This window comes from Amycolatopsis sp. NPDC088138, from assembly GCF_044741685.1.
Classification (GTDB): Bacteria; Actinomycetota; Actinomycetes; order Mycobacteriales; family Pseudonocardiaceae; genus Amycolatopsis.
Map to the genome: position 1 here is coordinate 419,299 of NZ_JBIUTB010000003.1, position 26,030 is coordinate 445,328.

Sequence of the window (26,030 nt, forward strand, 5' to 3'; positions counted from 1 at the left end):
TGTGTCAAGATGTCGGCATGCTGCGCGAACTCCACCTCACCGGCGACCCCGCGGCCGACAAGCTGCTCAACGACGATCCGTTCGCCCTGCTCGTCGGCATGCTCCTGGACCAGCAGTACCCCATGGAGCACGCCTTCGCGGGCCCGCGGAAGATCGCCGACCGGATGGACGGCTTCGACATCGCCAAGATCGCCGCGACCGACGTCGAAACGTTCGTCGAGATGTGCGTCGTACCGCCCGCGATCCACCGCTACGGCGGCTCCATGGCACGCCGCGTCCACGCGCTCGCCCAGCACATCATCGAGACCTACGACGGCCACACGGACGGGATCTGGACCGCCGGGCGCCCGAAGCCCGACGCCGCCGAGGTCCTCAAGCGACTGCGCGCGCTGCCCGGTTTCGGCGAGCAGAAGGCGAAGATCTTCCTCGCGCTGCTCGGCAAGCAGCGCGGTGTCGCGCCGAAGGGCTGGCGCGAGGTCGCCGGTGCCTACGGTGACCGCGGTTCCCGCCGGTCCATCGCGGACGTCACCAACGCCGAGACGCTCGCCCAGGTCCGCGCGTTCAAGAAGGCCGCCAAAGCGGCGGCCGCCGCCGGCTAGCGCACCCACACGCGCAACGGGCCGAGCGGCTCCGCGCTGTGGTCGAAGGCGACCCGCAGCGCGTCACCGTGTTCGTAGCCGACCACCGGGGCGCCGGGGAAGGCCGACGCCACCGCCGCGACCGCGCCCGGCCACCGCCGCGGTGGCCCTTCGAAGTTCGACAGGCCGGTGACGCCGGCGCCGCGGTGCGCGACGACGACGTCGTCCCCGCGGGCCAGCACCACGACCGAGTCGTCGACCGGGTAACCGTGCTCGGTGCTGCGGTGCCAGCCCGGTTCGGGAACGCCTGGGCCGCAAGCGATCCACGTCGCGTCGAACAGCACCGCGAAGCCCTCGCCGGAGAGGTCGAGCGTCGCGAAGCTGTCCTTCACCGAGCAGCCTGGCGAATCGTCGACGAACGGCAGGATGTCGGCCGCGGTGGCGCGCGGGTCGAGCGTCACCGCGTCCGGGTAGTACCCGGGCGTGCGACGGCGGCTCGTCCAGGCCCGCGGGCCGAACCGTCCGCCGCCGCTGACCAGAGCGCACCAGGACGCGTTCTCCGCCACCGCCTCGCAAACCACCACGCACCAACCCTTTCACAGCAGGCCAGCGAGTTTGTACAACACGAGACTGCCCGCCACCGCGACGTTCAGGCTCGCGCCGGTGCCCACCATCGGGATCTCGACGACGGTGTCGAGCAGGTCCAAGGCCTCCGGCGGGATGCCGGTCTGCTCGTGGCCCAGCACCGCGATGGTGCGGCCGCGGGCAGGCGGCAAGTCGGCCAGCCGCACGGCTTCCTCGGCCAGCTCGACGCCGACGACCCGCGTGCCCGCCGCCCGTTCGCGGTTCAGCCAGCCCGGCGGATCGTGCACCCAGTGCACGCATGCCGGGCGCCGCAACGTGTTCCCGCGCCGCAGCGCCTCCGGCACCCACGGGAACCGCGGCACGGCGAGGCACGCGCCGACGGCGTCACAGGTGCGCAGCAGGGTGCCGAGGTTGACGCCGTGCAACGGCCAGAGCGGGGCGGCCACCAGGTGGCCCCAACAGGGATGTGACTTGCTTCGCCGGGCTTCCCGCAGCTCGCGTGGCGTGCGGACCCGGACCGAGGGGCTCACCGGCGCCGAGGCGCGGAGCCTCCAATGTTGTCGACCATGCCTCGAGTTTAGCCGACGGCGACCTCTTCACGGCGTTCCCGGACCCGGCCCCACGCTACGCTCACCAGCAGCAGCGCGACGAGCGTGAGCGCGGCCGCGACCTCGGGCAGCACCCGCGGACCGGCGGAGTCGAGGACCGCGCCGCCGACGACGCCCGACAGGCCGACGCCCAGGTAGATCGCCGACGCGTTGAGCGAGAGCACCAGGCCCGCGTGGCCCGGGGCCAGCTCGATCAGGCGGTGCTGCACCGGCGGGCTGAACGACCACGTCGCCACGCCCCACACGAACAGCGTGACGCCGGCCGCGATCGGCGTCGTCGTCGCGATCGGCAGCAGCGCCAGCACGACGGTGATCCCGGCCGTCACGACGAGCAGCGGCGCGCGGGAACCCCAGCGGTCGGCCGCCCGGCCACCGGCGAAGTTGCCGACCGCCCCGCCGACGCCGTAGCAGAAGAGCAGCACCGTGACCGCCGTGCCGTGGACACCCGCGGTCGCGGCCAGCAGCGGGGACACGAACGTGTAGACCATGAACGCGGCGAGGCACCCGAGGACCGTCACGGCCAGCATGACGAGCACGCGCGGGTCGCGGCCGGCGGCGAACCGCTCGCTCAGGCTCACCCGCGGCGGCGCCGCGACCTTCGGCAGCGCGACCTGCACCGCCGCCGCGCTGGCCAGGGAGAAGGCCGCGACCAGCGCGAACGCCGTCCGGTAGCCGAGGTGCTGCGAAATGAGGCTGCCCAGCGGGACGCCGAAGATGAGCGCGACGGTCAGGCCGCCGAACACGAGCGCGATCGCGCGGCCCCGGCGTTCGGGGCTGGTCAGCTGGGCCGCGACGGCACTCGCCGCCGGGGTGAACACCGCGGCACCGATCGCGGTCACCACCCGGGCCACCAGGAGCGTGCCGTAACCGGGCGCGAGGGCGGCGAACAGGTTGCCGGCCGCGGTGACGGCGAGCGCGGCGACCAGCAGCGTGCGGCGTTCCCAGGTGCCGGTGACGGCGGCGAACAGCGGCGAGCCGATCGCGTACGCGATGGCGAACGCGGTCACGAGCTGCGCCGCGGCGGTGGCGGAGACGTGCAGCTCACCGGTCAGCGCGGGCAGCAGGCCGGCGACGATGTAACCGCTGGTCCCGACGCCGAACGCGCCGAAGGCGAGTACCGAGATCCTCGAAGGCGAGGGTGCGGACATAGGTGAAGCCCCCCAAGCGAGCAGGTGATTGGTTCGACGAACGTCGTAGTTCGATGATGACCGTACTACGGAGGGGCGACAATTTCGACCGGCGTCGTACTATGGACCCATGGCCAAGTCCGTCACCCTGCCGCCGCTCGTCTACCCCGAGCGCGACGAGATCACCGTCGAAGGCGTGCTCCGCGCCCTCGCCGACCCCGTCCGCCTGGCGATCGTCCGGCAGCTGGCCGCGTCGGAGCGCGAACTCTCGTGCGGCGCGCTGACCGTCTCGGTGACCAAGTCCACAATCACCCACCACCTGGGCATCCTGCGGCAGGCCGGTGTCGTCGCGGGCCGTCAGGTGGGCACGACCCGGTTCAACTCGTTGCGCCGCAAGGATCTTGACGCCCTGTTCCCGGGCCTGCTGGACGGCGTTCTCGCGGCGCCTCGCTGACCCACGCGGCACAGGTGTGGATCGTCACCCGTTATCGGGATGACAACGACCCTCTTCGTCGGTTGGACTGTGCATAGGGCAGCTCACGGCGTCGGTGCCGCATGGCTGTCTTCCTTTTTGCCCCCCGGCTGAACCGATCCAGAAGATTCACTTCGGTTCGGCCAAGTAATCGATTTCTCACCCTGAAAGGAGTGCCGTGCCCGTCGCGCTGCTCGCGCTCGCCATCGGAGCCTTCGGCATCGGGACCACCGAGTTCGTCATGATGGGCGTGCTGCCCCAGACGGCTGCCGATTTCGGCGTCGACATCCCGACCGCCGGCTACCTCATCTCCGGATACGCCCTCGGCGTCGTCGTCGGCGCCCCGCTGCTCACGGCCGCCGCCGTCCGATTGCCGCGCAAGACCATGCTGCTGGCCATGATGGGCCTGTTCACGCTGGGCAACGCCCTCTTCGCGCTCTCGCCGAACCAGGAGTTCGGTGTCGCGTTCCGGTTCCTCGCCGGGCTGCCCCACGGCGCGTTCTTCGGCGCCGGCGCGGTCGTCGCGTCCGGTCTCGTCGGCCCCGGCCAGCGCGCCAAGGCCGTGTCGATGATGTTCCTCGGCCTGACCCTGGCGAACGTCATCGGCGTGCCGCTGGGCACGCTGCTCGGCCAGCAGGTCGGCTGGCGCGCCACCTTCGGCGTCGTCGCCGTGATCGGGCTGGTCGCCGCGGCCGCCATCGCCAAGCTGGTGCCGCACCAGGGCAAGCCCGCCGAAGCGTCGCTGCGCACCGAGCTCGGCGCGTTCAAGCGGCCGCAGGTGCACCTGGCGCTGGCGATCGTCACGTTCGGGCTGGGCGGCGTGTTCGCCTGCCTGAGCTACATCACGCCGATGCTGACCGACGTCGCCGGCTACTCGCCGTCGAACGTCACGCTGCTGCTGTCCCTGGCCGGCGTCGGCATGACGATCGGCAACCTGCTCGGCGGCCGCCTGGCCGACAAGGCCCTGATGCCGGGCCTGTACGCGGCGCTGCTCGCGCTGGCGTGCGTGCTGGGTGTGTTCACCATCACCGCGCAGGGCAAGGTCGGCGCCGCGATCACGATCTTCTTCGTCGGCGTCGCCGGGTTCATGATCGGCCCGATGATGCAGGCGCGGATCATGGAGAAGGCCGGCGGCACCCCGTCGCTGGTCTCGGCGGCGGTCCAGTCGGCGTTCAACATCGCCAATTCGATCGGGGCCTACCTCGGTGGCCTGGTCATCGCCGGCGGCCTCGGCCTGCTCGCCCCCAACTGGGTCGGCGCACTCCTGGCCGTCTTCGGCCTCTCGCTGGCGATCGTCTCGGGCACATTGGACCGTCGCGAAGCCCGCGTCGAACGACGTGAACGCGAACTCGCGATGGCGTCATGACCAACATCGCCGCAGTGCTCGATGCGGCGCCTACCTCGGCGGCCTGGTCATCGCCGGCGGCCTCGGCCTGCTCGCCCCCAACTGGGTCGGCGCGCTCCTGGCCGTCTTCGGCCTGTCGCTCGCGATCGTCTCGGGCACATTGGACCGTCGTGAGGCCAAGGCCGAGCGCCGCGAACTCGCGATGGCGTCCTAAGAGGAGCTGAGCGGGCCGCCGATGATCGTCAGGGCCACGAAGAGGATCAAGGCGGCCAGGCCCACGTAGGTGATGATGTCGACGACCTTGCCGCGGATCGCCAGCAGCCCGGCCTTCTCCGTCGACAGCACCGCCCGCAGCACCGCGGCGACGAGGAGCGCGGCGCCGATCAGCGCCGCGCCCTCGCGCCAGTGGTACTGGAAGATCCGCAGGGCGGCGACCGCCGCCACCAGCAGAACCGCCGCGAACGGCAGCTGGGTGAACCTCGCCTGCCGTGGCCGGCGGTCCCGCTGGTCCCGCCGGTCTTCGGTCATGGTCATCGGGCCTGGACGGATCGCTCCGCCGCTTCGACGACGTTGCTCACCAGCATCGCCCGGGTCATCGGGCCGACACCGCCGGGGTTCGGCGAGATCCAGCCCGCCACCTCGGCCACGTCCGGGTGAACATCGCCGGTGAGCTTGCCGTCCACGTGGGACACACCGACGTCGAGCACCGCGGCGCCCGGGGCGACCATGTCCGGCGTGATGATCCCCGGCACGCCGGCCGCGGCGACCACGATGTCCGCGCGGCGAACCTCCGCGGCGAGGTCGCGGGTGCCCGTGTGGCACAAGGTGACGGTGGCGTTCTCGCTGCGGCGGGTCAGCAGCAGGCCCAGCGTGCGGCCGACGGTGATACCGCGGCCGACGACGGTGACGCGCGCGCCGTTCAGCTCGACGCCGTGGCGCTTCAGCAGCTCGACGATCCCGTACGGCGTGCACGGCAGCGCGCCCGGTTCGCCCAGCACGAGCCGGCCGAGGCTGACCGGCGCGAGGCCGTCGGCGTCCTTGTCCGGGTCGACGCGCTCCAGCACGCGGTTCGCGTCGAGGTGTTTCGGCAGCGGCAGCTGGACGAGGTAGCCGTGACAGGCCGGGTCGGCGTTGAGGTCGTCGATGACGGCCTCGAGCTTCTCCTGGGTGATGTCGGCCGGCAGGTCGCGGCGGATCGAGTTGACCCCGATCTTCCCGCTGTCCGCGTGCTTCATCCGCACGTACGAGTGCGAGCCCGGGTCGTCTCCAACCAGGACAGTGCCCAGGCCCGGTGTCACACCCTTCGCGGCCAGCGCCGCGACGCGCGGCTCGAGCTCCGCGAAAATGGCGTTCTTGGTGGCCTTGCCGTCGAGAATCTTCGCCGTCACGGGGTCCATTCTGGCAAAGAGGCCCCCGCGCGTCGCTTCCAGGCGTACGCGGTCGCAACGCGTAGAGTGATCGCTACTCCCGAGCGGCCCCCGGTGATCTTGCCCGCGATCAACCTGTGATCTATGGCACGTCGCATCACCCGAGGTCAGACCGTGTGCCGCCGGGCGGCGGAGCGGCAAAACCCACATGCGGGGTGCACTCGCGCGCGCGAACAGTCAAAATGTCCCCGTGGCACAACCGACGACGCAGTTGAACGCGACGGAGCAGGACACCCTGGTGAAGCAGATCGGGCTGGCTTTGCTGCGCGCCGCCCCCCGCGACTGGCGCAAGGTCAGCGCGGAGTACCGAGCCGTCGGGAGGTACCACGAGCTGACCGGCGAGATCGTCACCGAAGACGGCACGGTGCACGAATGGCTCGCCACCCACGACATCGCGACCCTCTTCGGACGGTTGCGCGGTGGCATGTACCGCGACGGCCGAGGCACGTGGTTCAACGCGAGGTACCAGCTGGACCACCCGTCCAGCTACAACCTCGAGTACAACCGCGACGAACCCGTGTGGAACCTCGCGCCACCCCCACAGGCCTATTCGGACGAACTCCGCATGTTCCCCCGCACGGAGGAGAACGTGCCCGAGTGGCTGATCCGGCGGATGTCCGGGCTCGGCCCGGAGCAGCCCGGCCCGCACTTCCGGATCGCCCGGATCTTCGACACGATCGGCCCGGCGGGCCGTCCGGTGATCAACCGGCCGGAGCTCGAGGTCGACGAGCAGGACCGCCTGCTGGAGTACCTGAACCGCGCGCCGCTGGTCGTGACCGAGCGCGGGTACGACATCGACAGGCTGGCGCAGGCGCCCGAGGCGACCGTCCCGGTCGCGTTCCACAGCGACGGCCAGTGGATCTGGCCCGCCGCCGTCAACTTCTACCTCGACAAGTACGGCGTCTCGCCGGAGCCGGACCTGGTCGAGCACGTCCGCGCGGTCGGCTTCAAGCTGCCGCCGGTCGACGAGCCGACGCTGCAGGCCGCCGGGGCGTACCTGACCCGGGGCAACCAGCATCCGCCGCAGCAGCGCCCGGGCCCCGGCGGACCGCCGCCGCAAGGTCCACCCCCGGGCCCGCCGCCGCAGCAGCAGATGCCACAGCAGCAGGCACCGCCGCAGGCCCCCGCGGGCCCGCCGCCGGCCGCGATGGCCGCCGCCGCGGCACCGGCGCCGCCTGCCGCGCCACCGCAGCAGCACCAGGAGCCGCCGGCGCAGGTCGAGCCGCCGCTGCTGACGCACTCGGCCGAACCCGAGGCCCCGGCCGAGGAGCACTACGAGAACGAGGCGCAGCCGGAGTACGCCGAAGAGGGTGAGTACGCCGAGGACGGCTACGACGCCCAGGAGTTCGAGGACCGCTTCGCCGAGGACGACCAGTACGCCGAAGACGGCCACTACGAGCAGGCCGGGTCGAACGGCACCACGCCGGAGCCCGGCCGGGTGCCGGATCTTGACGAGACCGCCGAGTACGTGCCCGATCAGCCGATCGGGGAAGAGCCGGGCCGCGGGGCCTTCCAGCCGCCGCACGACGGCGTGGCGTTCGACGCCGGTCAGCCCGAGCAGGACGACGAGCCGTCGCACGCCGCCTTCCAGCCGGGCCGGCACGAGGACGACGCCGCGTTCCCGCAGGACGACGAACCGGCCCACGCCGCCTTCGAGCCCACGCAGGACCCGGCCGGGCGGACCGTGTTCCAGCCGGCCCTGCGGGACGACGCCGGTCCGCAGCACGACGACGAGCCCTCGCACGCGGCGTTCCAGCCGGACCAGGAGGACGAGCCGGCGCACGCCGCCGCGTTCGACCCGGGCCCGCCGACCATGATCACCCAGCCCGAGGTGCCCGGTGTGCTGCCGGTGCCGGAGCCGCCGGCCCCGCAGCCGGCCGCTCAGGCCGAGCCCGCCCCGCAGACGACCCCGCGGTCGGGGCGCCGGGCGCTGCGCCGCGAGACCCCCGACCACCCCGTGCTGGCCGGGCTGCAGACCAAGCTGGACGAGCTCGACGTCCCGGAAAGCGGCTACAAGCTGGGCGAACCCGCCGAGCACGGCTGGAGCGTCGAGCAGGTCGAGGACGGCTGGCGCGTCGGCTGGTACGACGGCAAGCTCAGCAACCCGGCGGTGTTCGGCGACGCCGAGGACGCGGCCGCGTTCATGCTCGGCAAGCTGCTGCTCCACCCGGAGGGCCACGTCCCCGCCGAGGAGCCGCCCGCGCCGGAGCCCGAACCGGAACCCGAGCCCGAGCCGGAACCGGCGCCGCAGCGGGTCGTCGCGACGCTGTCGCCGGAGATCGCGACCGGCTCCTACCCGGTCCGCAAGCCCGAGCCGGTGCCCCCGCAGGAGCAGACGGCGTTCACCAGCGCCGACGAGCTGTTCGGGGACCTCGAAGACGACGAGCCGCCGACCCCGCCGCGGCCCTCCGGTCCGCCCGTGCCCGCGCCGGTGCCCGCCGGTCCGCCGCCGGTGGCCCAGCAGCAGCTCGCGCAGCAGCAGGCCGGACCGCCGCCCGCGGCCCCGGCACCGCCGCGGCGTGAGCCGCCGCAGGCCGCACCGACGGTCCTGGCGCCGGTGCCCCAGGGCGCTCCGATGATCCCGCCGGGGACGTCACCGCAGCGTCCGGAGCCGGCCCGCCCGGCCGTCAACGGCGGTGGTGGTGGCGGCGGCAACCAACAGTGGCCGATCGGGCCGATGTCCGGTGAGCCGCCGCTGACGCTGTTCCGCGGCAAGGAGCTGCGTGAGCTGCCCGCGGGCAGCGAGCTGGACCGCTTCGGCGGCCCGAACGGCAACCTGACGTACGCGGCGGGCACGCCGTTCGCCGAGCGCTCGCTGGTGCCGGAGTGGATCAACCGGCCGTACCACGTGTACCGCGTGCAGCGGCCGCTGGAGACGCTGGCCGGCGTCGCGATCCCGTGGTTCAACCAGCCCGGTGGCGGGTCGGCGTACCTGCTCCCGGCGTCGATCGAGGAGCTGGTCGCCGACGGTGCCCTGCTCGAGCTCGACCCGGGTGAACCGCCGATCGACTGAGTCTGTCTGCTGAAACCGGCGGCGAGCTTCCTGCTCGCCGCCGGTTTTCTGTCTAGCGGACGACCAGGCCGTGCGCGGCGGCGAAGGCGATCGCGGTCTCCATGTCGACCTGCGCGCCCCGGAGGTCGGCCTGCACCAGGGCGTTCGCGTCGAGTCGCGCGCCGCGCAGGTCCGCGCCGTCGAGCTTCGCGGCCTGCAGGCGGGCGCCCGTCAGGTCGCTGCCGCGCAGGTCGGCGCCGGTCAGGTCGGCCTCGGTCAAGTTCGCTTCACGCAGCCGCAGCCCGGAGAGCCCGAGCCGGCGCAGCCGCGCCTTCGCGAGCGACGCCAGCGAGAGGTCGCACTCGGTGAGCGCGATCCCGCCGAAGCCGCTGTCGCCGAACGACGAACCCAGCAGCGAGCACGACGTCCAGCGGCTGTCGACGAGCACCGTCCGGTCGAAGGTGCACGAGCGGAACGCCGACGCCTCGTGCCGCGAGCGCGACAGGTCGGCCCGGCTGAAGTCGCAGTCGTCGAACGTGCAGCCGCGGGTCTGCAGCCCGCTCAGGTCCGCCCCGGTGAAGTCGCAGCCGGTGAACCGGCGCTTTTCCCACCACTGGCCGGACAACCCCGCTTCGCGGTAGTCCTCACCGGTTTCCAGCACGGCCCCAGGGTGTCACACCGCCGTTGCCGCGCCACAACCGTCCACTATGGACGGCGGTTGACCAGGTCCGCACCCTGGACGTAGTTCATCGCCGCGACGTACTCGGGCAGCTGGGCGCGGCGCATCATCTCCGCTTCGTCCAGGTTCTCCAGCCGGGTCTGGATCCACCAGAGGTTGCCGAACGGGTCGCGCACCCGCCCGACGCGGTCGCCGAAGAACAGTTCCGTCTGCCGCGTCACCTCGGTCGCGCCCGCCTCGACCGCCCGCCGCTGCGCCTCTTCGCTGTCCGGCACGTAAAGCCGCAGGTACGCGGGGGTTTCCGGCCAGTCGTCGGCGGCGTCGAAGGCCATCACGACCGCGTCACCGATGCGGACCTCGGCGTGCCCGATCTTCCCGTCTTCGCCGACGACGCGGCCGAGCTCCTCGGCGTCGAAGGCGCGCTTCAGGAAGTCGAGCAGCCCGGCGGTGTCGTGGCCGATGATCCACGGGGTGACCGTCGTGTAGCCGTCGGGAACGGGGTTGACCATGGTTCCTCCTCCTTAGTGGTGTGTCATCAACGCTAACGGCGAATTAGGACGGATCCTGACCGCTGCATACTGGCGTCATGGGAGTTCCGCTGCGGCCGCTGGCGGTCACCGCGCGCACGCGGTCGAGCTACCGCGAGTTCGCGCCGCCGCCCGCGCTGGCGGACGTCGTCGCCTGCGGCTGGCACGGGCACACCGGCTGGGCGCGGCCGCTGCGCGTGCTCCCGGACGGCTGCGCGGACCTGGTCTGGGACGGCGACGCGCTCACGGTGGTCGTCACGGCCGGCGCGTCGCTGCGGTTGTGGGTGCCGGCCTCGGCGTCCCGGGTCGGTGTGCGGTTGCGGTGCGGCGCGGCGGGCGCGGTGCTGGGGACGCCGATGGCGGAGCTGCCCGCGGGCGCGACCCGACTGAGCGACCTCTGGGGCGCCACCGCCCGACGCGCTTCGGACGTCCTGGCCGCCACCGAGGATCCCTTGGCACAGCGGGAAGTCCTCGAAGGACTGGTCGCCGGGCGCGGCGCGGCTCCCGACCGGCGGGTGCTGGCCGCGGTCCACGCGCTGGGCGGCCCGGGGACGCGGACCACCGACGTCGCGGACGAGCTGGGCGTCAGCGACCGCGCGTTGCGGCGGCACCTGGCGCACGCGGTCGGCGCCGGGCCGAAGCAGGTGCACCGGATCCGGCGGTTCCAGCGGTTCCTGCGCCGGCTGGAGCCCTTGGCCGCCCGGCGGACGTCACTGGCCGCCGTCGCCGCCGACCTCGGGTACGCCGACCAGTCGCACCTCGGCCGCGACTGCCGACGGCTGTCCGGCTCCTCCCCCGCCGCGCTCGTGCGCGTGGCCGAAAAGTTCCAGACGCCGCCGGGCGCGCGCCGCGAAGATCCGGGACATGACCTTTCGCGTGACGATCGCGGTGCGCGCTGACGACCTCGACGTCAACGGCCACGTCCGCGGCCCGGCCTACCTCGCCTACGCCGACCACGCGCGCTGGACGTGCGTCCAGGCCGCCGGGATCGACCCGGCCGAGCTGACCGCGCGCCGGATCGGGCCGGTCAACCTGGAGACGACCGTGCGGTTCCGGCGTGAACTGCGCGGCGGCGAGGTCGAGGTCGGCTGCGAATTCCACTGGGGCACCGGGAAGACGTCGCGGGTGACGCAGGAGTTCCGGATCTCGGACGGCACGCTCGTCGCCGAGGTCGAGAGCGTCTCGGGCCTGCTGGACCTGGACCGGCGGCGGCTGGTCGCGGACCCCGGCTCGTACTGGCGTGAGCTGGCCGCGCGTCCGGAGCTGCTCGGCCTCGCGCCGAAAACCGGATGAGATCCTCCGTGGCGGTCACTACGTTGGCGATGTGCCTGATCACGCCTTCGACGACGCCGGCCTCGCCGCGCTGTACGACGCCCTCAACCCGCGCGAGAGCAGCGGCGACTTCGCGTTCTACCTGCCGATGATCATGGCCGCGGAGTCGGTGCTGGACGTCGGCTGCGGCACCGGTTCCTTGCTGCACTGGGCGCGCGAGTCCGGCCACACCGGACGGCTGGTCGGCCTCGACCCGGCCGAAGGCATGCTCGCGCAGGCTCGCCGCCGTGACGACGTCGAATGGGTGCTCGGCGATTTGTCGACCGCGCCGTGGGACAGCGAGTTCGACTTCGCGGTGATGACCGGGCACGCGTTCCAGGTGCTGCTCACCGACGACGAGCTGCGGACGGCGTTCGCGGCGATCCGGCGTGCGCTGAAACCCAACGGCCGCTTCGGGTTCGACACCCGCAATCCCGCGCGTCGCGCTTGGGAACGGTGGACGCCGGAGAACGTGTCGCAAACGGGCACGGTGCGTTCGTGGAACGACGCCGGCCCCTTCGTTGACGGCCGCGTCACCTTCAAGACGACCTTCGAAAGCCCGGACTGGGACGCGCCGCGGTTCAGCGAGTCCACGCTGCGCTTCCTCGACGTGCCAACGCTTTCCGCCTTTGTCGCCGAAGCCGGGCTGGTCGTCGACGAGCAGTTCGGATACTGGGACCGCACGCCCGTGACCGATTCCAGCCCGGAGATCATCACGATCGTCCGCCGCGCCTGAGTCATTGGAAGTCGCGCGACTTCACCTTGATCCGCATCGGCAGCGCCTCGACGCGATCGGCGAGGACGCTGACCACGCCGTCGGCCTTCTCGACCACCCCGCGGATCAGCAGCGCCGGGCTGCTGCGCGCGACGCGGTGGTAGCGCTGCCACAGGCCGAGCGTGCAGATCACGTTGACCATCCCCGTTTCGTCCTCGATGTTGAGGAAGGTGATCCCGCCCGCCGTCGCCGGCCGTTGCCGGTGGGTGACCGCGCCGCCGATCAGCACGCGCGCGCCGTCATCGTGGTCGGCTAGGCGATCGGCCGGGACGACACCGAGCGCGTCGAGGCGGTCGCGGATGAACTCGGTCGGGTAGCTGCCCGGCGACACACCCGTCGCCCAGACGTCCGCCGCCGCGAGGTCGAGGCCGTCCATCCCGGGCAGCACCGGCGCCTGCGCGCTGATCAGGCCCGGGAGCTTCTCCGCGCGTTCGCCGGCGACCGCGCCCGCGGTCCACAGCGCCTGACGGCGGTCGCCGCCGAAACTCTCGAACGCCCCCGCCGTGGCCAGCGCCTCGATCTGCGGTGTGGTCAGCCGGACGCGGCGGGCGACGTCGGCCATGTCCGTGAAGTCGCCCTCTTCTCTTTCCTCGACGATCTTCTTGGCCAGCTCCTCGCCGATCAACCGGACGGTGCTCAAGCCGGTGCGTACAGCGTGCAGCTTTCCCTTGTCCGGCATCACTTCGAGCGTCGCGTGCGGCAGGCTGCGGTTGATGTCCGGGCCGTGCACGGTGACACCGTGGCGGCGCGCGTCGGCGACCAGCGACTGCGGTGAGTAGAAGCCCATCGGCTGCGCGCGCAGGAGACCGGCCAGGAAGGCGTCCGGGTGGTAGAGCTTGAAGTAGGCGCTGGAGAACACCAGGTGCGCGAAGCTCAGCGCGTGGCTCTCGGGGAAGCCGAAGTTCGCGAACGCCTTGAGCTTCAGGAAGATCTTCTTCGCGAGCTCTTCCTCGACGCCGTTCACGGCGGCGCCTTCGAGGAACCGCTGCCGGAGCCGGTCCATCTTCTTCTCGGACCGCTTCGACCCCATCGCGTGCCGCAGCTGGTCGGCCTCCGCCGCGGTGAAGTTCGCGACGTCCAGCGCGATCTGCATCATCTGCTCCTGGAACAGCGGCACACCCTTGGTCTTGTGCAGCGCCTTTTCCAGCAGCGGGTGGTCGTAGGTCCAGGTCTCCTTGCCCTGCTTGCGGCGGATGTAGGGGTGCACCGAGCCGCCCTGGATCGGGCCGGGCCGGATCAGCGCGACTTCGACGGCGAGGTCGTAGAACTCGTCGGGTTTCAGCCTCGGCAGCGTCGCGAGCTGCGCCCGGCTCTCGACCTGGAAGACGCCGATCGCGTCGGCGCGGCACAGCATCTCGTAGACGTTCTGGTCGGTGAGGTCGAGCTCGGCGAGGTCGATCTTCTCGTCCTTGTAGTCTTCGACGAGGTCGAGCATGTAGTGCAGCGCCGAGAGCATGCCCAGGCCGAGCAGGTCGAACTTGACGAGGCCGGCGGCGGCGCAGTCCTCCTTCTCCCACTGGATCACGCTGCGGTCGGCCATCCGCGCCCACTCGACCGGCACGACCTGGCTCACCGGCTCCTGGCACATGACCATCCCGCCGGAGTGGATGCCGAGGTGGCGAGGGAAGTCCTCGAGCGCGAAGGCGAGCTGCACGACCTCGTCCGGGATGTCGTGGTCGTGGTCCTTTTCGGTGGTGCGCAACGATCCCCAGCGGTCGATCTGCTTGCTCCAGGCGTCCTGCTGCCCGGGTGAGTACCCCAGCGCCCGCGCGGCGTCCCGGACCGCGGAGCGCGCGCGGTAGGTGATGACGTTCGCGACCTGCGCGGTTCTCAGGCGGCCGTGTTTCTCGAAGACGTACTGGATGGCCTCCTCGCGCCGGTCGGACTCGATGTCGAGGTCGATGTCCGGGTAGCCGTCGCGGTCCGGGGCGAGGAAGCGTTCGAAGAGCAGCTCGTGGGCGACGGAGTCGACCTTGGTGATGCCCAGGGCGTAACAGACGGCCGAGTTCGCGGCCGAACCCCGTCCCTGGCAAAGGATCTTGTTCTCGTTGCAGAACCGCACGATGTCCCAGACGATCAGGAAGTACCCGGGGAAGCCGAGTTCTTCGATGATGGCCAGCTCGTGGTCGATCTGTTTTCTCGCTTTTGCTTCGTGGTCCTTGCCGTCGAAGTGTTTCTTCGCGCCTTCTTCGGTCAGTTCGCGCAGGTAGGTCGTCTCGGTGTGGCCTTCGGGGACGTCGAAGGGCGGCAGCTTCGGCGCGATCAGCTTGAGCGGGAACGCGCATTCGATGCCCAGCAACGCCGATCGCCGCACCGCGCCGGGGTAACGCCGGAACATGACGTCCATTTCCGCGCCCGAGCGGAGGAACGCGGCGCCGTCCGCGGGCAGCCAGCCCTCGAGCTCGTCGATCCCCCGCCGGGCCCGGATCGCGGCGAGGGCGTCGGCCAGCCGGGCCCGCTCGGGCCGCGCGTAGTGCGCCGCGGTGGTGGCCACGGTCGGCAGCCCGAACTCCTTCGCCATCTCGGCGAGCAGGTCGTTGTGCGTGCTGTCGAGCGGCTGGCGGTGGTCGGTCAGCTCGACGTAGACGTTGTCGTGGCCGAATCTTTCGACGAGATTTTTGAGGCTTTCCGCGGCGGCCGCCGGGCCGTGCGTGACGAGGGCCGAGCGCACCGCGCCCTTGCGGCAGCCCGTCAGCACCACGCACTGCCCGGCGACCTCCTCGGCGACCGCACCGAGGTCGTAGACGGGACGTCCCTTCTCGGCCTTGGGGCTCTTGCCGTCGAAGCCGGACAGCTGCCCGGCGGTGATGGCGCGGCAGAGGGCCCGGTAGCCCTGGTCACCGCGCGCCAGCAGCAGGAGGTGCTCGCCTTCGGGGTCGGCGACGCCGTTCTGCGGGTTGCTCAGCCCGAAGCTGAGCTCGGTGCCGAAAACGGTGTCCACACCGAGTTCCCGCGCGGCTTCGGCAAAGCGCACGACGCCGTACATGCCGTCGTGGTCGGTGAGGGCGATGGCGTCGAGGTTCAGCCGCGCGGCCTCCTCGACGAGTTCTTCGGGGTGGCTGGCGCCGTCGAGGAAGCTGAAGTTGGAGTGGCAGTGCAACTCGGCGTAGGGCACCCGGACGGCCTCCCCGCCGTCGTCGCTGCCCCGCCCGGGCAGGTCACCGGGCCGCCGGTAACCCTCGCGGTGACGGCCCCAGGCAGGGCTGTCCCCGTGGTCCCCCGGCGGAAGATCCCCACTCAGCCGCTGAGCGAGGTCCTTCCACGGAACGGGCGGGTTGTTCCACCCCATCTAGCGGCTCCGGTTCTCGTCGTCTGTGGCGGCGTCAAGCGCTTGGCGGCGGCTTCGCTCGATGGCGTCATCGAGTTCCCGCCAGGGGCGCTGCTCGTCGAGGGGACTTGGTTTTTCGTCAGGGTCGCGCGGAGGCCAGCTCGGCTCCTCGGGTTCGGCCACGCGATCACGGATCTCGGCACGTGCGGCTTTCCGCCGGTGCCAGTTGGAGGGGTGATTCCAGCGGCTCCGCTCCTCGGCCGCGCTCCGGCTCTCCGGGGCTCTCAGCTGCTCCGGCTCTTCAGCCGCGGGCTGGCCTTCCGCATCTCTCCGGATCTCCGGTGCGCCCGGCTGCCCCAGCCCCTCCGCTGCAGGCTGACCCTCCAGCCCGTTCCGGCTCTCCGGATCGCGCGGCCGCTCCAGGCCCCTTCGATCGTCCGCCGCGTTTCGGCGGCGGTTTTCCCCCGAAACGCGGGGCAGCGGGATCACCACATCGTCGGATTCCGGGTGGGGCCGCGGCGTCCCCGGGTCGGCCAGCAACCAGTCGCGCAGCAGGCGTGCGTAGTCCTCGTCCATGCTCAGTCGTACACTCCCTCAACCGTCCACAAAGGATTTTCCGTGCCGGCGCAGTGCACCAGCACCGCTTCGGGTGGCTCGTCGTCGCTCGCCAGCAGCAGCTGGAGCCGCGCGCGCTGTGGCCCCGGCCGCCGCCGGTCGCCCGCTAGCGGCCACGGGCCCGCCCAGCCCACGACGTCCCGCTGCGTCCCACCCGCGACGCTCAGCCGCCGCGGCGCTGCGGTCACCCACTCGCGGGCGGTGATCCCGACGGTGCGGCCGTCGGCGTCGAAGACCTGGGCGGGCACCGGACGGTCGAGAACCGTCGCCGGCGAAGGCGCCGGAAGGCGTCCCGGCCAGGTGGCGTCCGCCGGCGTCGTGCGATCGCGCGGGTCGCCCCACGGCACCAGCCGGATCCGGGCGGCCGGGTCGCGGCCGCCGTCGAGCAGCGGGGTGAGCACGCCTTCGGGCCCCAGCAGGCCCTGGACCCGCACGAACGCCCGCGCGGCGCGTTCGTTGTCCTCCTCCAGGCTCCCTTCGCCGCCCAGTTCGAGCTGCAGCGACCGGCCTTCGACGGTCTCCTCGGGTTCCAGCCGCAGCCGCGTCACCCCGGACGTCGGCCGCCGCCCGGGCGCGGCACGCAGCCAGCCCTCGAACTGCCAGCGGACGCGGTCGGCGACTCCGGCGGGCGTCAGCGGTTCGGCGCACCGCCAGACCCGGCCGAGCTGTTCGCCGTCCTCGGTGACGGCGTAGATGCCGAGCCGGGTGCAGGCCAGGCCGTGGCCGGCGAGGCCGGCGCAGAAGCGCGTCGCGAGGCCTTGGGCGAGGAACGTCGCGACGTCCACCCGCTCGATGACGGGGTCGAACTCCTCGGTGAGCGTCAGCTCCGGCGGCGGACGGCGGCGCAGCGGCGGACGTTCGGAGCGTCCCCGCGCCAGCCGGTGAGCGAGCAGCCCGTCCGCACCGAACCGGTTGACGACGTCGCGTTCCGGCAGGGCGGCGAAGGCGCCGAGTGTGCGCAACCCCAGGCGTCGCAACAGGTCGACCAGCTCCGCGCGGTCGTCGAGCTCGGTGATGGGCAGGGGCGCGAGAAACTCGGCAACCCGCCCGGGTTCGACGAACTCACCCCGCCGAGCGGCGAGCGTCGCGGCGAAGAGCCCTTCGGCGACACCGACCTGACACTCCACGCCCGCGGCGGCCGACACCTCGTCGACAAGCCGTTCGACGAGAGCGTGTTCCCCACCGAAGTAGGTGGCGGCCCCGGCCACCGGAACGGCGACGAGACCGGGCCGCACAACCTCTACCCCGACAACCAGCCCCTCGACGGCCCGCGCGACGGCCTCGAACAACCGCGCGTCGCGACCGTCATCGGCCCCGAAGACGGCCAGCTCCGGACACAACGACTGGGCTTCCCGCCGCCGCATCCCCCGTCGCACACCATCCCGCCGTGCGACGGCATTGCCGGCGACAACCCGGTTGGCACTGAACACGGCAGCGGGCCGGGTGACGGCAACACCACCGACAGCCGCGGCCGCGACGGCAGGCCAGTCGGGGCACCACAGGACGAGCATCCGGGTGGGGAGATCGGAGGAACCGCGTTGGCTGGGGACGGTCATGTGCGCTCCCCCGGCCGAGCTCGGGTGGCGCCGCCTTGCGGCGATCCAGCGGTCGACGCCACCGGCAGCTGGGCTCGACCAGCCGCCATGTGTTCAGCGGGTCGACTCCCGTGCTTAGGGAGCCGACACACGTGATTGAAGGGTCGACACACGTGATCGGAAGGTCGACACACGTGTTTGGAGAGCCGACACCCGTGATCGGAGAGCCGACACACGTGATCGGAGAGCCGACACCCGTGATCGGAGAGTCGACTCGCGTGATTGGAGAGCCGACACCCGTGATCGGAGAGCCGACACACGTGATCGGAGAGCCGACACACGTGATCGGAAGGTCGACACACGTGACTGGAGAGTCGACTCGCGTGACTGGAGAGTCGACTCGCCGGCTTGGACGGTCGGCTCCCGCACGCGGGCAGCGGGTTCGCGTGCACGGGCGGGCAGCTCGCGTACTCAGCCGGGCGACTCGCGTACCTGGATGGACAACTCGCGTACTCAGCCGGACGACACACGTACCTGGATGGACGACACGCGTGCCTGGAGGGTCGGACCGCGTGCCCAGGCGGTCGGGGCAGTGGGGGCGGGGGCGTCCGGGGTGGGGTCATGCTGTCTCCTCGCGGAGCGAGGGGGCCGGGGCGAGGTGAGCGGCGGAGCGGAGCGAGCCGTCGCGAGCCGGGAGCCACAGCTGCGCCGAGACCGGGCGGGCCGCCGCGCCGCGGCCTCGCGCCCGGACCAGCGCCCGGCGTTGGCGGAGGTGGCCGTAGCCGTCTTCCAGGCCGGACCAGGGTTCGAGGCGGCAGGACAGCTCGACGTCCGCGGCCGGCCAGGCGCCGAACGCCAGCAGGACCGCGCCTCGGTGGCGGGCACGGGCTGACAGGCGACGGGCTACCGCCGGCTGGATCGTCGACGTCGAGGTGACCACCAGGTCCACACCGTCGAGCAGGGCCGCCAGCACCGCCGGGAGGTCCGCGCCCGGGCGTGGGACCAGCGCCAGGCGGGCGATGTCCACGCCGTACTCGGCCGCGGCCGCCAGCCCGAGTGAGGGCAGGCCGACCACCGCCGCCCACGACCCGGCGGCGGTGGCTTCGGCCAGCAGGGCGAGCAGCAGGGAACTCGACCCGTGGACCGCCACCGTGGTTCCGCGCCGGAGCCCGGCACCGGGCAGCAGCCCGGCCAGCGCCGGGGCGACCGGGAGCACCCTTCCCGTCACCCGCGCCTGGTCGGCCTGAGCCGCGACCCTGCTCGCCGTGCTGACCCCGGGCAGGGCCGCCAGCCGGGCCACCGGCGGCTCCACCACAGCGGTCACCGCACGCACCTCCCCACCAACGGACCGGAGAAGACGGCCGCGCCTCTCCCAAAACACGACCGGCACCTCTGGTACGCCGCGGGGAAGGCGGCGGATCCACGTCGAACACCTGTTCGACGTCTTCAGTCAACCGCGAACCGCCAACCCTGTCAAGTCACCCGGAAGTGGGTACGACGTCTGGAAAGCCAGGACGGCCCGACGATCGAACGAAGCCCGCAATCCGGCCCAGCCGGTCAGGGTGACGTCGGCGCGGCCGGCAGCGCCCGGGGACGTCGAGGCGGGCCGGGAGTCACCCCGCCGCCGTTATCAACTTGCCCGCGCACCAAGGACCTCATTAGACAGACATGTGTGGAGATCGAAGCCGCACGGCCCGAAGACTGCCCCGAACTGCTGGTCCTGCAGCGCTGCTGCTGGGTGCAGGAGGCGATCCTCAACGACACCCTCGACATCCCCGCGCTGCACGAGACCCTCGAAGACCTGCGCGACTGGACGAAGACCTGGTCGGTCTGGACGCTGCGGGACGGGCACCGGCTGGTCGGCGCCGTCCGCGCCCGGCTCGACGGCGACCGCTGGGAGCTCGGCAGGCTGATGGTCGCGCCCGACTTCGCCGGCCGCGGGCTGGGCCGCCGGCTGCTCGCGCACGCCGAAGCGCAGGCGCCCGCCGAAGCGCGCCGGTTCGTCCTGTTCACCGGCGCTCGCAGCACCCGCAACATCACGATGTACCAGCGCGCGGGCTACCGGCTCACCGACCTCCCGGACGCGCCGGGGCACATCCGGGGCGCCGTTCACCTCGAGAAGGACGTCACACAGCGCGAAATGTTCGGTCCGCCCGCTTGACGCTGCGGGGTCGGCTAGATTCCCCGGTGGACTTCTGGGGGTGACGATGGCGAACGGACGCGGACGGCCGATCCTGTGGGCCGCCGGAGTGCTGGTCGTGGCCGGCGCGGTGCTCGCCGTCGTGCTCACGAGCGGGAGCGGCGGGCTGCCCGGCGCGAAGGCCGCGGCCCCGGGTCCGACGACCGTGGGCGCGGAGTGGCGCACCTTCCGCGCCGAAGTCACCGGGATCCGCCCCGGCCCCGACCTGTTCAGCCTGTTCGTGCAGGTCGCCCTGCCCGGCAAGGACCCCGGCTGCGTCCAGGACCCGCGGATCGAGCAGGTCGTCGAGGCGAAGACCGACATCCGTGCCGACGTCTTCTACTCGACGCGGCCCGCGGCGGGCGGCTGCGAGGCCAAGGTGCCCGCCGAGCTGCGGCTGACCACGTCCGGCCCGATCGCGGACCGGACGGTGATCCTCAACGCCGACAACGGCAACTCCTGGCACAAGCTCGGCGCCGGCTGGGGCCACTGCGCGCCGCAGGGCACCTGCGCGCCGCCCGCCGACCACTGCGACCCCGCCTGGATCGGCGCGGCGGTGTCCGCGACCGGCGCCGAGAGCAGCGGCACCACCCGCGTCTGCGACGCGAACTGGCTGCTTCTCGACCTGCCGGCACACCAGGCCGAACCGCCGTCCCGCACGGCCTTCCGCTGGAGCGACGCCGGGTGGACGTCGTTCGCGCAGGCCAAGACCGCGGGCTGCGCGGAGATCCGGGCGGCCGACCCGAAGTTCCCGACGGCGCTCTGCAAGACGCTGCCGGCACCCGCGTGATCGACGTCGTCCTGCGGCCCTTCCGCGAAGAGGACCTGCCCGTCCTGGACCGGTTCGCGACCGAGCCGGCGGTGCTCGGCGTCCACCAGTGGGCCGGGTTCGCCGATCCGCGGGCTCGCCGCCGTCGCTGGGCCGAGGACGGTTTCCTCGGCACCCGGGACACCGCACTGGCCGTGGTGGCGGACGACGCCGTCGCGGGGATGGCGAGCTGGGAGGCGGCCGACCGCGGCGGCCCCGCGGGCGGCTGTTTCGAGATCGGCTTGACGCTCCTGCCGGAGCACCGCGGCCGCGGCACGGGGCTCGCCGCACACCGGCTGCTCGTCGCGCACCTGTTCACCGTCACCCGCGCGCACCGGCTCGAAGCCTTCACCGACGGCGAGAACGTCGCCGAGCAGAAGACGCTGGAGCGCGCGGGGTTCCACTGCGAAGGCGTGATGCGCCAGGTCACCTGGCGCAACGGGAGCTGGCGCGACGAAGTGATCTACGCGCTCTTCCGCCCCTAGACGCTAGCGCGGCAGCCGCTTCACGATCTCGGCGCCGACGGCCTTCACGGCGTCGTCCACCTCCTGCTGGGGCATCGGCGAGTTCGAGAAGAACCCCTTGTCCCAGCCGGAAATCTCGACCGTGAAGACGTTCGTGCCCTTGAGCACGTTCAGTTCGGCGCCGCTGAACGCGCTCTGGGTGATCAGGCGGACCAGCGCCGCCTTGTCACCGAGGCCGCGCACCTCGGTCGGCGCCACCTCCGGTTTGGTCGGCATGAAGCCGTTCTTCGCCTGCTGCGCGGCGCCTTCGCCGGAGTACTCGACGACCCGGATGTTCATGGTGGCGTCACGGACGTTCTCGTCCGGTCCGGGCTTGAAGGCGCAGCCGATCTGCTTCAGGCCCGGCACGTCCGCGCCGCCGCCGTCGTTGGTGCGGCTGAAGCTCGGGAACCCGGCCTTCTCCAGCACCGGCGCCGGGATCTGGCATTCGCCGGGCACCGGCGACGACGACGGGGCCGCGCCGGTGCTCGCGTAGTAGTCGCCCGCGAAGATGCCGAGCGGGATGCCGGCGCCGAGCAGCACGACGACCGCACCGACGATGCCGAGGATCAGCCCGGTCTTCTTTTTCTTGGGCGGCTGCACCGGAGCGCCGTACCCGGGCGGCGGGTAGCCCTGCTGCGGCGGATACCCGGGCGGCACCTGACCCGACTGCTGGGGATACCCCTGCTGCGGATAGCCGGGCTGCCGGCCGTAACCGGGCGGCGGCCCTTGCTGCCCGTACCCCGGCTGTCCCTGGCCGAACGGCGGCGGTTGCTGCATCGAGCCCTCCCTCTCGAAGCCCCGCCGCCGGCGCCGAGACGCCGGCGGCGGGTGGATCAGTGCGCGAAGTGCCGCGTACCGGTGAGGTACATGGTGACCCCCGCCTTCTCCGCGGCCGCGATGACCTCGGGGTCACGGACCGAGCCGCCGGGCTGCACGACCGCGCGGACACCCGCTTCGACCAGCACTTCCAGGCCGTCCGGGAACGGGAAGAACGCGTCCGACGCGCCGACCGAGCCCTTGGCCCGGTCACCCGCGCGCGAAACCGCGAGCCGCGACGAGTCGACGCGGTTGACCTGGCCCATGCCGACGCCGACGGTCGCGCCGTCGGCGGCCAGCAGGATCGCGTTCGACTTCACCGAGCGCAGCGAGCGCCACGCGAACTCGAGGTCACGCAGGGTCTGCTCGTCGGCCGGGGTGCCGGTGGCCAGCGTCCAGGACGCCGGGTCGTCGCCCGGCGCGTCGATCGCGTCGACGGTCTGCACGAGCACACCACCGGAGATCTGGCGGAACTCGATCGGGGCCGGGTGCGCGATCTCCGGCAGCTTGAGCAGCCGGATGTTCTTCTTGCGCTGCAGGATCTCCAGCGCTTCGGCGTCGAAGTCCGGCGCGAGCACGACCTCGGTGAAGACCTCGGCGATCTGCTCCGCGGCCTCGCGGCTGACCGGCCGGTTCGTCGCGATGACGCCGCCGTAGGCCGAAACCGGGTCGCACGCGTGCGCCTTGCGGTGCGCCTCGGCGACGTCGGTGCCGACCGCGATGCCGCACGGGTTGGCGTGCTTGATGATCGCGACGGCGGGCTCGGCGAAGTCGAACGCGGCCCGGCGCGCGGCGTCGGTGTCGACGTAGTTGTTGTAGGACATGGCCTTGCCGTGCAGCTGCTCGGCGTGGGCCAGGCCGGCCCGGTGGCCCCGGTACAGCGCGGCCTTCTGGTGCGGGTTCTCGCCGTAGCGCAGCACCTCGCCGCGTTCCCAGCTGATGCCGGAGAACTCGGGGAAGCCGGAGTCGTCCGCGGGCGCGTAGACGTTGGCGAACCACGACGCGACGGCGATGTCGTAGGACGCCGTGTGCGCGTACGCCTGGGCCGCGAGCCGCTTGCGGTCGTCGAGGTCGAAACCACCGTCGGCGACGCGCTCCAGGACCCAGCCGTAGCGGGCCGGGTCGACGACGACCGCGACGCTGCCGTGGTTCTTCGCGGCGCCGCGAACCATGGCCGGGCCGCCGATGTCGATGTTCTCGACGCAGTCCTCGGGGCTCGCGCCGGAGGCGACGGTCTGCGTGAACGGGTAGAGGTTCACGACGAGCAGGTCGAACGCCGCGATGTCCAGCTTGCGCAGCTGCTCGACGTGGTCGGGGTTGCCCTGGTCGGCGAGCAGCCCGGCGTGCACCCGCGGGTGCAGCGTCTTGACCCGGCCGTCCAGCGACTCCGGGAACCCGGTGACCTGCTCGACCGGGGTGACCGGGACGCCCGCGTCGGCGATGACCTTCGCCGTGCCGCCGGTGGACACGATCTCGACGCCGGCCGCGTGCAGGCCCGTCGCCAGGTCCAGGAGGCCCGCCTTGTCCGAGACGCCGATCAGCGCCCGGCGGACCGGGCGCCGTCCCAGGTCAGTGCTCACGAAATGTCACCTTTCGTCCGTCCACGGTGCAGCCACCGCGGCCGAGTCGCTCGATCGTTTCCACCAGCAGCCTGCGTTCGACGGCCTTGATCCGTTCGTGCAGGACGTCTTCGGTGTCGTCGTACTCCACGACGACGGCCTCCTGGGCGATGATCGGCCCGGTGTCGACCCCGGCGTCCGCGAAGTGCACGGTCGAGCCGGAGACCTTCACGCCGGCTTCCAGCGCGTCGCGGACCGCGTGCATCCCCGGGAACGACGGGAGCAGCGCCGGGTGCGTGTTGACCACCGTGAACCGGCCGAGGAACTCGCCACCGAGGATCTTCATGAACCCGGCCGAGACGACCAGGTCGGGCTGGTAGGCGCCGACGGCCTCGGCCAGCGCCTTGTCCCAGGCGGCGCGGTCGGGGTGGTCGGCGACGCGGACCGTGAACGACGGGATGCTCAGCCGTTCGGCGCGGGTCAGCGCCTCGATGCCGGTGCGGTCGGCGCCGACGGCGACGACCTTGGCCGGGAAGCCGGACCGTCCGGTGGCGTCCAGCAACGCCTGCAGGAGGGTGCCGGAACCCGACGCGAGCACGACGAGCTTCACCGGAGTGGGCAGCTCCAACCGTTGAGACAGAGCAGGCTCCTTAGCCGCCGGCGGTGCGCAGCCAGGGCGCACGGCGCTTCACCAGGTCGCGTCAACCCTAACGGTCGGCCTCGCCCGGCTCGACGTCGCCGCAGGTCTCGGTGCCTCCGGTCACAGCCTCGCCGGGCTCCGGAGCGTCTTCGGGGTCTTCCGGGGCGTCTTCCGGGGCGTCTTCGGCCGGGTCTTCGAGGCCGAGTTCGGCGTCCGCCTCGGCGTCGAACTCGGCGTCTTCGTCGTTGAAGGCAGCTTCGTCGTCGACAGCGTCGTCGTCCTCTTCGGACTCTTCGAGTTCCTCCAGCGCTTCGGCTGCTTCGTCGGCGTCGACGTCTTCGGCGTCCTCGAAGGCTTCGTTGTCTTCAAGCGCTTCGGGCGGTGCGGGCGGCTCGTGCTCACCCGCGAAGAACGCCGTGAACGCGCCCGGGATGACGATCCAGCAGAACCCGACCACCGAGGCGACCCCGACGGGCACGCTCACCGGGTCGAACGGGCCGTCACCGAGCCGTCCGCCGGACAGCGTCCCCAGCACGACGCAGCCGAGCGCGACCACCGCGCCGGCCACCGCGACCGTGCGGATGCGCTGGGCCGGGTCGGCGTCGACCTTGCGCAGCGACCAGCCGACCAGCACGCCGGTCGCGGCCGGCAGCACCAGCAGGGCCGGCCACCAGGCGCTCGAGTGCTCCGGCAGCCCGCCGAGGATCGGGACGCCGGGGACGGTGCCGCCGTGGTAACCGAACATCCCGACGTTCAGCGGGCCGATCGAGAACCCGGGACCGGTGACGAACGACAGCGACGCCGTCACGGCGTTCGGCAGGTACATCAGGGACAGCAGGAAGAGCCCGAAGCTGCTGCCGAAACCCGGCTCGTACATGTCGGCCACGGTCGACCAGGACACCGCGGTCGCCACGGTGAACACGGCGGCCCCGCAGGCCACCAGCGCCGCGAGCCCCAGCGCGCCCGCCCGGAGCCCGCGCAGGGCCAGCGGGTCGAGCCGCTCGGCGACGACGTCCGGCAGGCCGCAGGACCACACGATGCCCACGGCCGACGCCACGGCGGCGAGCAGCCCGGGCACCGCGCAGGCGAGCAGCGGGTTCGCCGTCACCGGCGAACCCTGCGCGCAGAGCGCGATGACGAGCCCGAACACCGCGTGCGCGCCGGTGATCGCCACGAACACCGGCAAAGCCTCGCGCGGCGACCGGCAGCCGAGCCGCTGGGCGGCGCCGGAGGCCGTCCGCGCGGCCAGCGCGACCGCGCCCAGCGTCGGCAGCAGCGGCAGCAGGCCGAGCGGGTGCCCGCCGATCCCGAGGCGCACCTGGTGCGCGGCGAGCCAGCCCGGCCCCGCGGCCAGGAGCACGCCGAAGCCGGAGAAGACGGTGCGTTCGGCGGTGAGCGTGACCAGGGTCAGCACGGTGGCGACAACGGCGTAACCGGTGACCAGCGGGCCGAGCGCCGCCGCGAGCAACACCCGCACCCGCGCCGCGCCGGTCGGTTCGAGGTCGGGTTCGAGGTCGCTCACCGGCTCTTCGCGGGGGTCGCGGGTGAGCAGGTCCATGATCCGCACCCTGACATCCGGGCTGGTCCGTACGGGTGAGCCACGCCGCCTCCGGCCTGCGTGGGGAAACTAACCCACCCGGTCGGGTAACCCCCGGAGTGCAAAACACCCGCTGTGACA

26 protein-coding genes are annotated in these 26,030 nt (G+C 72.2%); 11 read left to right on the top strand and 15 right to left on the bottom strand.

Annotation, left to right across the window (positions count from 1 at the left end):
- Positions 1 to 17 precede the first annotated feature (17 nt).
- On the top strand, positions 18 to 599 hold the full coding sequence (locus ACIOD2_RS16940; RefSeq protein WP_400538793.1) for an HhH-GPD-type base excision DNA repair protein: 582 nt from the start codon (positions 18 to 20) through the stop codon (positions 597 to 599).
- On the opposite strand, the gene ACIOD2_RS16945 is transcribed toward ACIOD2_RS16940, so the two are convergent.
- The 3 genes from ACIOD2_RS16945 to ACIOD2_RS16955 all read right to left on the bottom strand — a co-directional run bounded on the left by ACIOD2_RS16945 (position 596) and on the right by ACIOD2_RS16955 (position 2,919).
- Complete coding sequence (locus ACIOD2_RS16945; RefSeq protein ID WP_400538795.1) at positions 596 to 1,162, bottom strand: hypothetical protein; 567 nt, start codon at positions 1,160 to 1,162, stop codon at positions 596 to 598. The two genes, ACIOD2_RS16940 and ACIOD2_RS16945, sit on opposite strands and share 4 nt — an antisense overlap.
- Positions 1,163 to 1,174: 12 nt before the next feature.
- Positions 1,175 to 1,609 carry a TrmH family RNA methyltransferase gene (locus ACIOD2_RS16950; RefSeq protein ID WP_400538797.1) on the bottom strand — a complete coding sequence of 145 codons (435 nt, stop codon included), beginning with the start codon at positions 1,607 to 1,609 and terminating at the stop codon, positions 1,175 to 1,177.
- Positions 1,610 to 1,740: 131 nt separating this feature from the next.
- Positions 1,741 to 2,919 carry an MFS transporter gene (locus tag ACIOD2_RS16955; RefSeq protein WP_400538799.1) on the bottom strand — a complete coding sequence of 393 codons (1,179 nt, stop codon included), beginning with the start codon at positions 2,917 to 2,919 and terminating at the stop codon, positions 1,741 to 1,743.
- A gap of 109 nt (positions 2,920 to 3,028) precedes the next feature.
- On the opposite strand from ACIOD2_RS16955, the gene ACIOD2_RS16960 reads away from it, so the two are divergent.
- From ACIOD2_RS16960 to ACIOD2_RS16970, 3 genes are all read left to right on the top strand, one after another.
- Positions 3,029 to 3,352, top strand: coding sequence for an ArsR/SmtB family transcription factor (locus ACIOD2_RS16960; protein WP_400538801.1), 324 nt, complete (start codon positions 3,029 to 3,031; stop codon positions 3,350 to 3,352).
- 196 nt (positions 3,353 to 3,548) lie between these two features.
- Entirely contained in the window at positions 3,549 to 4,736 is a 1,188-nt protein-coding gene (locus ACIOD2_RS16965) for an MFS transporter (RefSeq protein WP_400538803.1), read from the top strand.
- Positions 4,708 to 4,929 (top strand): hypothetical protein, encoded by a 222-nt coding sequence (locus ACIOD2_RS16970; protein ID WP_400538805.1) that lies wholly within the window; start codon positions 4,708 to 4,710, stop codon positions 4,927 to 4,929. The genes ACIOD2_RS16965 and ACIOD2_RS16970 overlap by 29 nt, the downstream gene beginning before the upstream one ends.
- Here ACIOD2_RS16970 and ACIOD2_RS16975 read toward each other — a convergent pair.
- Positions 4,926 to 5,249, bottom strand: a complete 324-nt coding sequence (locus ACIOD2_RS16975) for a DUF3017 domain-containing protein (protein ID WP_400538807.1) — start codon at positions 5,247 to 5,249, stop codon at positions 4,926 to 4,928. The two genes, ACIOD2_RS16970 and ACIOD2_RS16975, sit on opposite strands and share 4 nt — an antisense overlap.
- Positions 5,246 to 6,103 carry a bifunctional methylenetetrahydrofolate dehydrogenase/methenyltetrahydrofolate cyclohydrolase gene (locus tag ACIOD2_RS16980; protein WP_400538809.1) on the bottom strand — a complete coding sequence of 286 codons (858 nt, stop codon included), beginning with the start codon at positions 6,101 to 6,103 and terminating at the stop codon, positions 5,246 to 5,248. Before ACIOD2_RS16980 ends, ACIOD2_RS16975 begins: the two co-directional genes overlap by 4 nt.
- Before the next feature lie 187 nt (positions 6,104 to 6,290).
- Here ACIOD2_RS16980 and ACIOD2_RS16985 point away from each other — a divergent pair, with 187 nt between their 5' ends.
- Positions 6,291 to 9,155 (top strand): TNT domain-containing protein, encoded by a 2,865-nt coding sequence (locus tag ACIOD2_RS16985; protein WP_400538811.1) that lies wholly within the window; start codon positions 6,291 to 6,293, stop codon positions 9,153 to 9,155.
- A gap of 52 nt (positions 9,156 to 9,207) precedes the next feature.
- Here the strand turns inward: ACIOD2_RS16985 and ACIOD2_RS16990 are convergent, their stop codons facing one another.
- On the bottom strand, positions 9,208 to 9,795 hold the full coding sequence (locus ACIOD2_RS16990) for a pentapeptide repeat-containing protein (protein ID WP_400538813.1): 588 nt from the start codon (positions 9,793 to 9,795) through the stop codon (positions 9,208 to 9,210).
- 44 nt (positions 9,796 to 9,839) lie between these two features.
- Positions 9,840 to 10,322: a VOC family protein gene (locus tag ACIOD2_RS16995; protein WP_400538815.1), complete on the bottom strand. Its 483-nt coding sequence runs from the start codon at positions 10,320 to 10,322 to the stop codon at positions 9,840 to 9,842.
- 77 nt (positions 10,323 to 10,399) lie between these two features.
- Between ACIOD2_RS16995 and ACIOD2_RS17000 the strand changes: the two genes are divergently transcribed.
- The 3 genes from ACIOD2_RS17000 to ACIOD2_RS17010 are packed head-to-tail and all read left to right on the top strand — an operon-like array spanning position 10,400 to position 12,387.
- Positions 10,400 to 11,239 (top strand): helix-turn-helix domain-containing protein, encoded by an 840-nt coding sequence (locus ACIOD2_RS17000; protein WP_400538817.1) that lies wholly within the window; start codon positions 10,400 to 10,402, stop codon positions 11,237 to 11,239.
- Positions 11,205 to 11,633 (top strand): acyl-CoA thioesterase, encoded by a 429-nt coding sequence (locus tag ACIOD2_RS17005; protein WP_400538819.1) that lies wholly within the window; start codon positions 11,205 to 11,207, stop codon positions 11,631 to 11,633. The genes ACIOD2_RS17000 and ACIOD2_RS17005 overlap by 35 nt, the downstream gene beginning before the upstream one ends.
- Before the next feature lie 31 nt (positions 11,634 to 11,664).
- Positions 11,665 to 12,387, top strand: coding sequence for a class I SAM-dependent methyltransferase (locus ACIOD2_RS17010; protein WP_400538821.1), 723 nt, complete (start codon positions 11,665 to 11,667; stop codon positions 12,385 to 12,387).
- Between the two features lies 1 nt (position 12,388).
- On the opposite strand, the gene ACIOD2_RS17015 is transcribed toward ACIOD2_RS17010, so the two are convergent.
- From ACIOD2_RS17015 to ACIOD2_RS17030, 4 genes are all read right to left on the bottom strand, one after another.
- A complete protein-coding gene (locus ACIOD2_RS17015) occupies positions 12,389 to 15,715 on the bottom strand; it encodes an error-prone DNA polymerase (RefSeq protein ID WP_400538823.1) in 3,327 nt (1,108 codons plus the stop codon).
- Positions 15,716 to 16,270, bottom strand: a complete 555-nt coding sequence (locus tag ACIOD2_RS17020; RefSeq protein WP_400538825.1) for a hypothetical protein — start codon at positions 16,268 to 16,270, stop codon at positions 15,716 to 15,718.
- Positions 16,271 to 16,272: 2 nt separating this feature from the next.
- The gene (locus ACIOD2_RS17025) at positions 16,273 to 17,820 is read right to left on the bottom strand and encodes a DNA polymerase Y family protein (protein WP_400540372.1); all 1,548 of its coding nucleotides are present in this window, start codon (positions 17,818 to 17,820) and stop codon (positions 16,273 to 16,275) included.
- 643 nt (positions 17,821 to 18,463) lie between these two features.
- Positions 18,464 to 19,168, bottom strand: a complete 705-nt coding sequence (locus ACIOD2_RS17030) for a hypothetical protein (RefSeq protein WP_400538827.1) — start codon at positions 19,166 to 19,168, stop codon at positions 18,464 to 18,466.
- Positions 19,169 to 19,516: 348 nt separating this feature from the next.
- Here ACIOD2_RS17030 and ACIOD2_RS17035 point away from each other — a divergent pair, with 348 nt between their 5' ends.
- The 3 genes from ACIOD2_RS17035 to ACIOD2_RS17045 are packed head-to-tail and all read left to right on the top strand — an operon-like array spanning position 19,517 to position 21,316.
- A complete protein-coding gene (locus ACIOD2_RS17035) occupies positions 19,517 to 20,005 on the top strand; it encodes a GNAT family N-acetyltransferase (protein WP_400538829.1) in 489 nt (162 codons plus the stop codon).
- A gap of 46 nt (positions 20,006 to 20,051) precedes the next feature.
- Positions 20,052 to 20,813: a hypothetical protein gene (locus ACIOD2_RS17040; protein WP_400538831.1), complete on the top strand. Its 762-nt coding sequence runs from the start codon at positions 20,052 to 20,054 to the stop codon at positions 20,811 to 20,813.
- Complete coding sequence (locus tag ACIOD2_RS17045; protein WP_400538833.1) at positions 20,810 to 21,316, top strand: GNAT family N-acetyltransferase; 507 nt, start codon at positions 20,810 to 20,812, stop codon at positions 21,314 to 21,316. The genes ACIOD2_RS17040 and ACIOD2_RS17045 overlap by 4 nt, the downstream gene beginning before the upstream one ends.
- Before the next feature lie 3 nt (positions 21,317 to 21,319).
- On the opposite strand, the gene ACIOD2_RS17050 is transcribed toward ACIOD2_RS17045, so the two are convergent.
- The 4 genes from ACIOD2_RS17050 to ACIOD2_RS17065 form a co-directional block, all read right to left on the bottom strand.
- On the bottom strand, positions 21,320 to 22,114 hold the full coding sequence (locus ACIOD2_RS17050) for a hypothetical protein (RefSeq protein WP_400538835.1): 795 nt from the start codon (positions 22,112 to 22,114) through the stop codon (positions 21,320 to 21,322).
- Between the two features lie 56 nt (positions 22,115 to 22,170).
- Complete coding sequence (purH, locus tag ACIOD2_RS17055) at positions 22,171 to 23,733, bottom strand: bifunctional phosphoribosylaminoimidazolecarboxamide formyltransferase/IMP cyclohydrolase (RefSeq protein WP_400538837.1); 1,563 nt, start codon at positions 23,731 to 23,733, stop codon at positions 22,171 to 22,173.
- Positions 23,723 to 24,340: a phosphoribosylglycinamide formyltransferase gene (gene purN, locus ACIOD2_RS17060; RefSeq protein WP_323329620.1), complete on the bottom strand. Its 618-nt coding sequence runs from the start codon at positions 24,338 to 24,340 to the stop codon at positions 23,723 to 23,725. Before purN ends, purH begins: the two co-directional genes overlap by 11 nt.
- A 79-nt stretch (positions 24,341 to 24,419) precedes the next feature.
- On the bottom strand, positions 24,420 to 25,919 hold the full coding sequence (locus tag ACIOD2_RS17065) for a DUF6350 family protein (protein WP_400538839.1): 1,500 nt from the start codon (positions 25,917 to 25,919) through the stop codon (positions 24,420 to 24,422).
- Positions 25,920 to 26,030 lie beyond the last annotated feature (111 nt).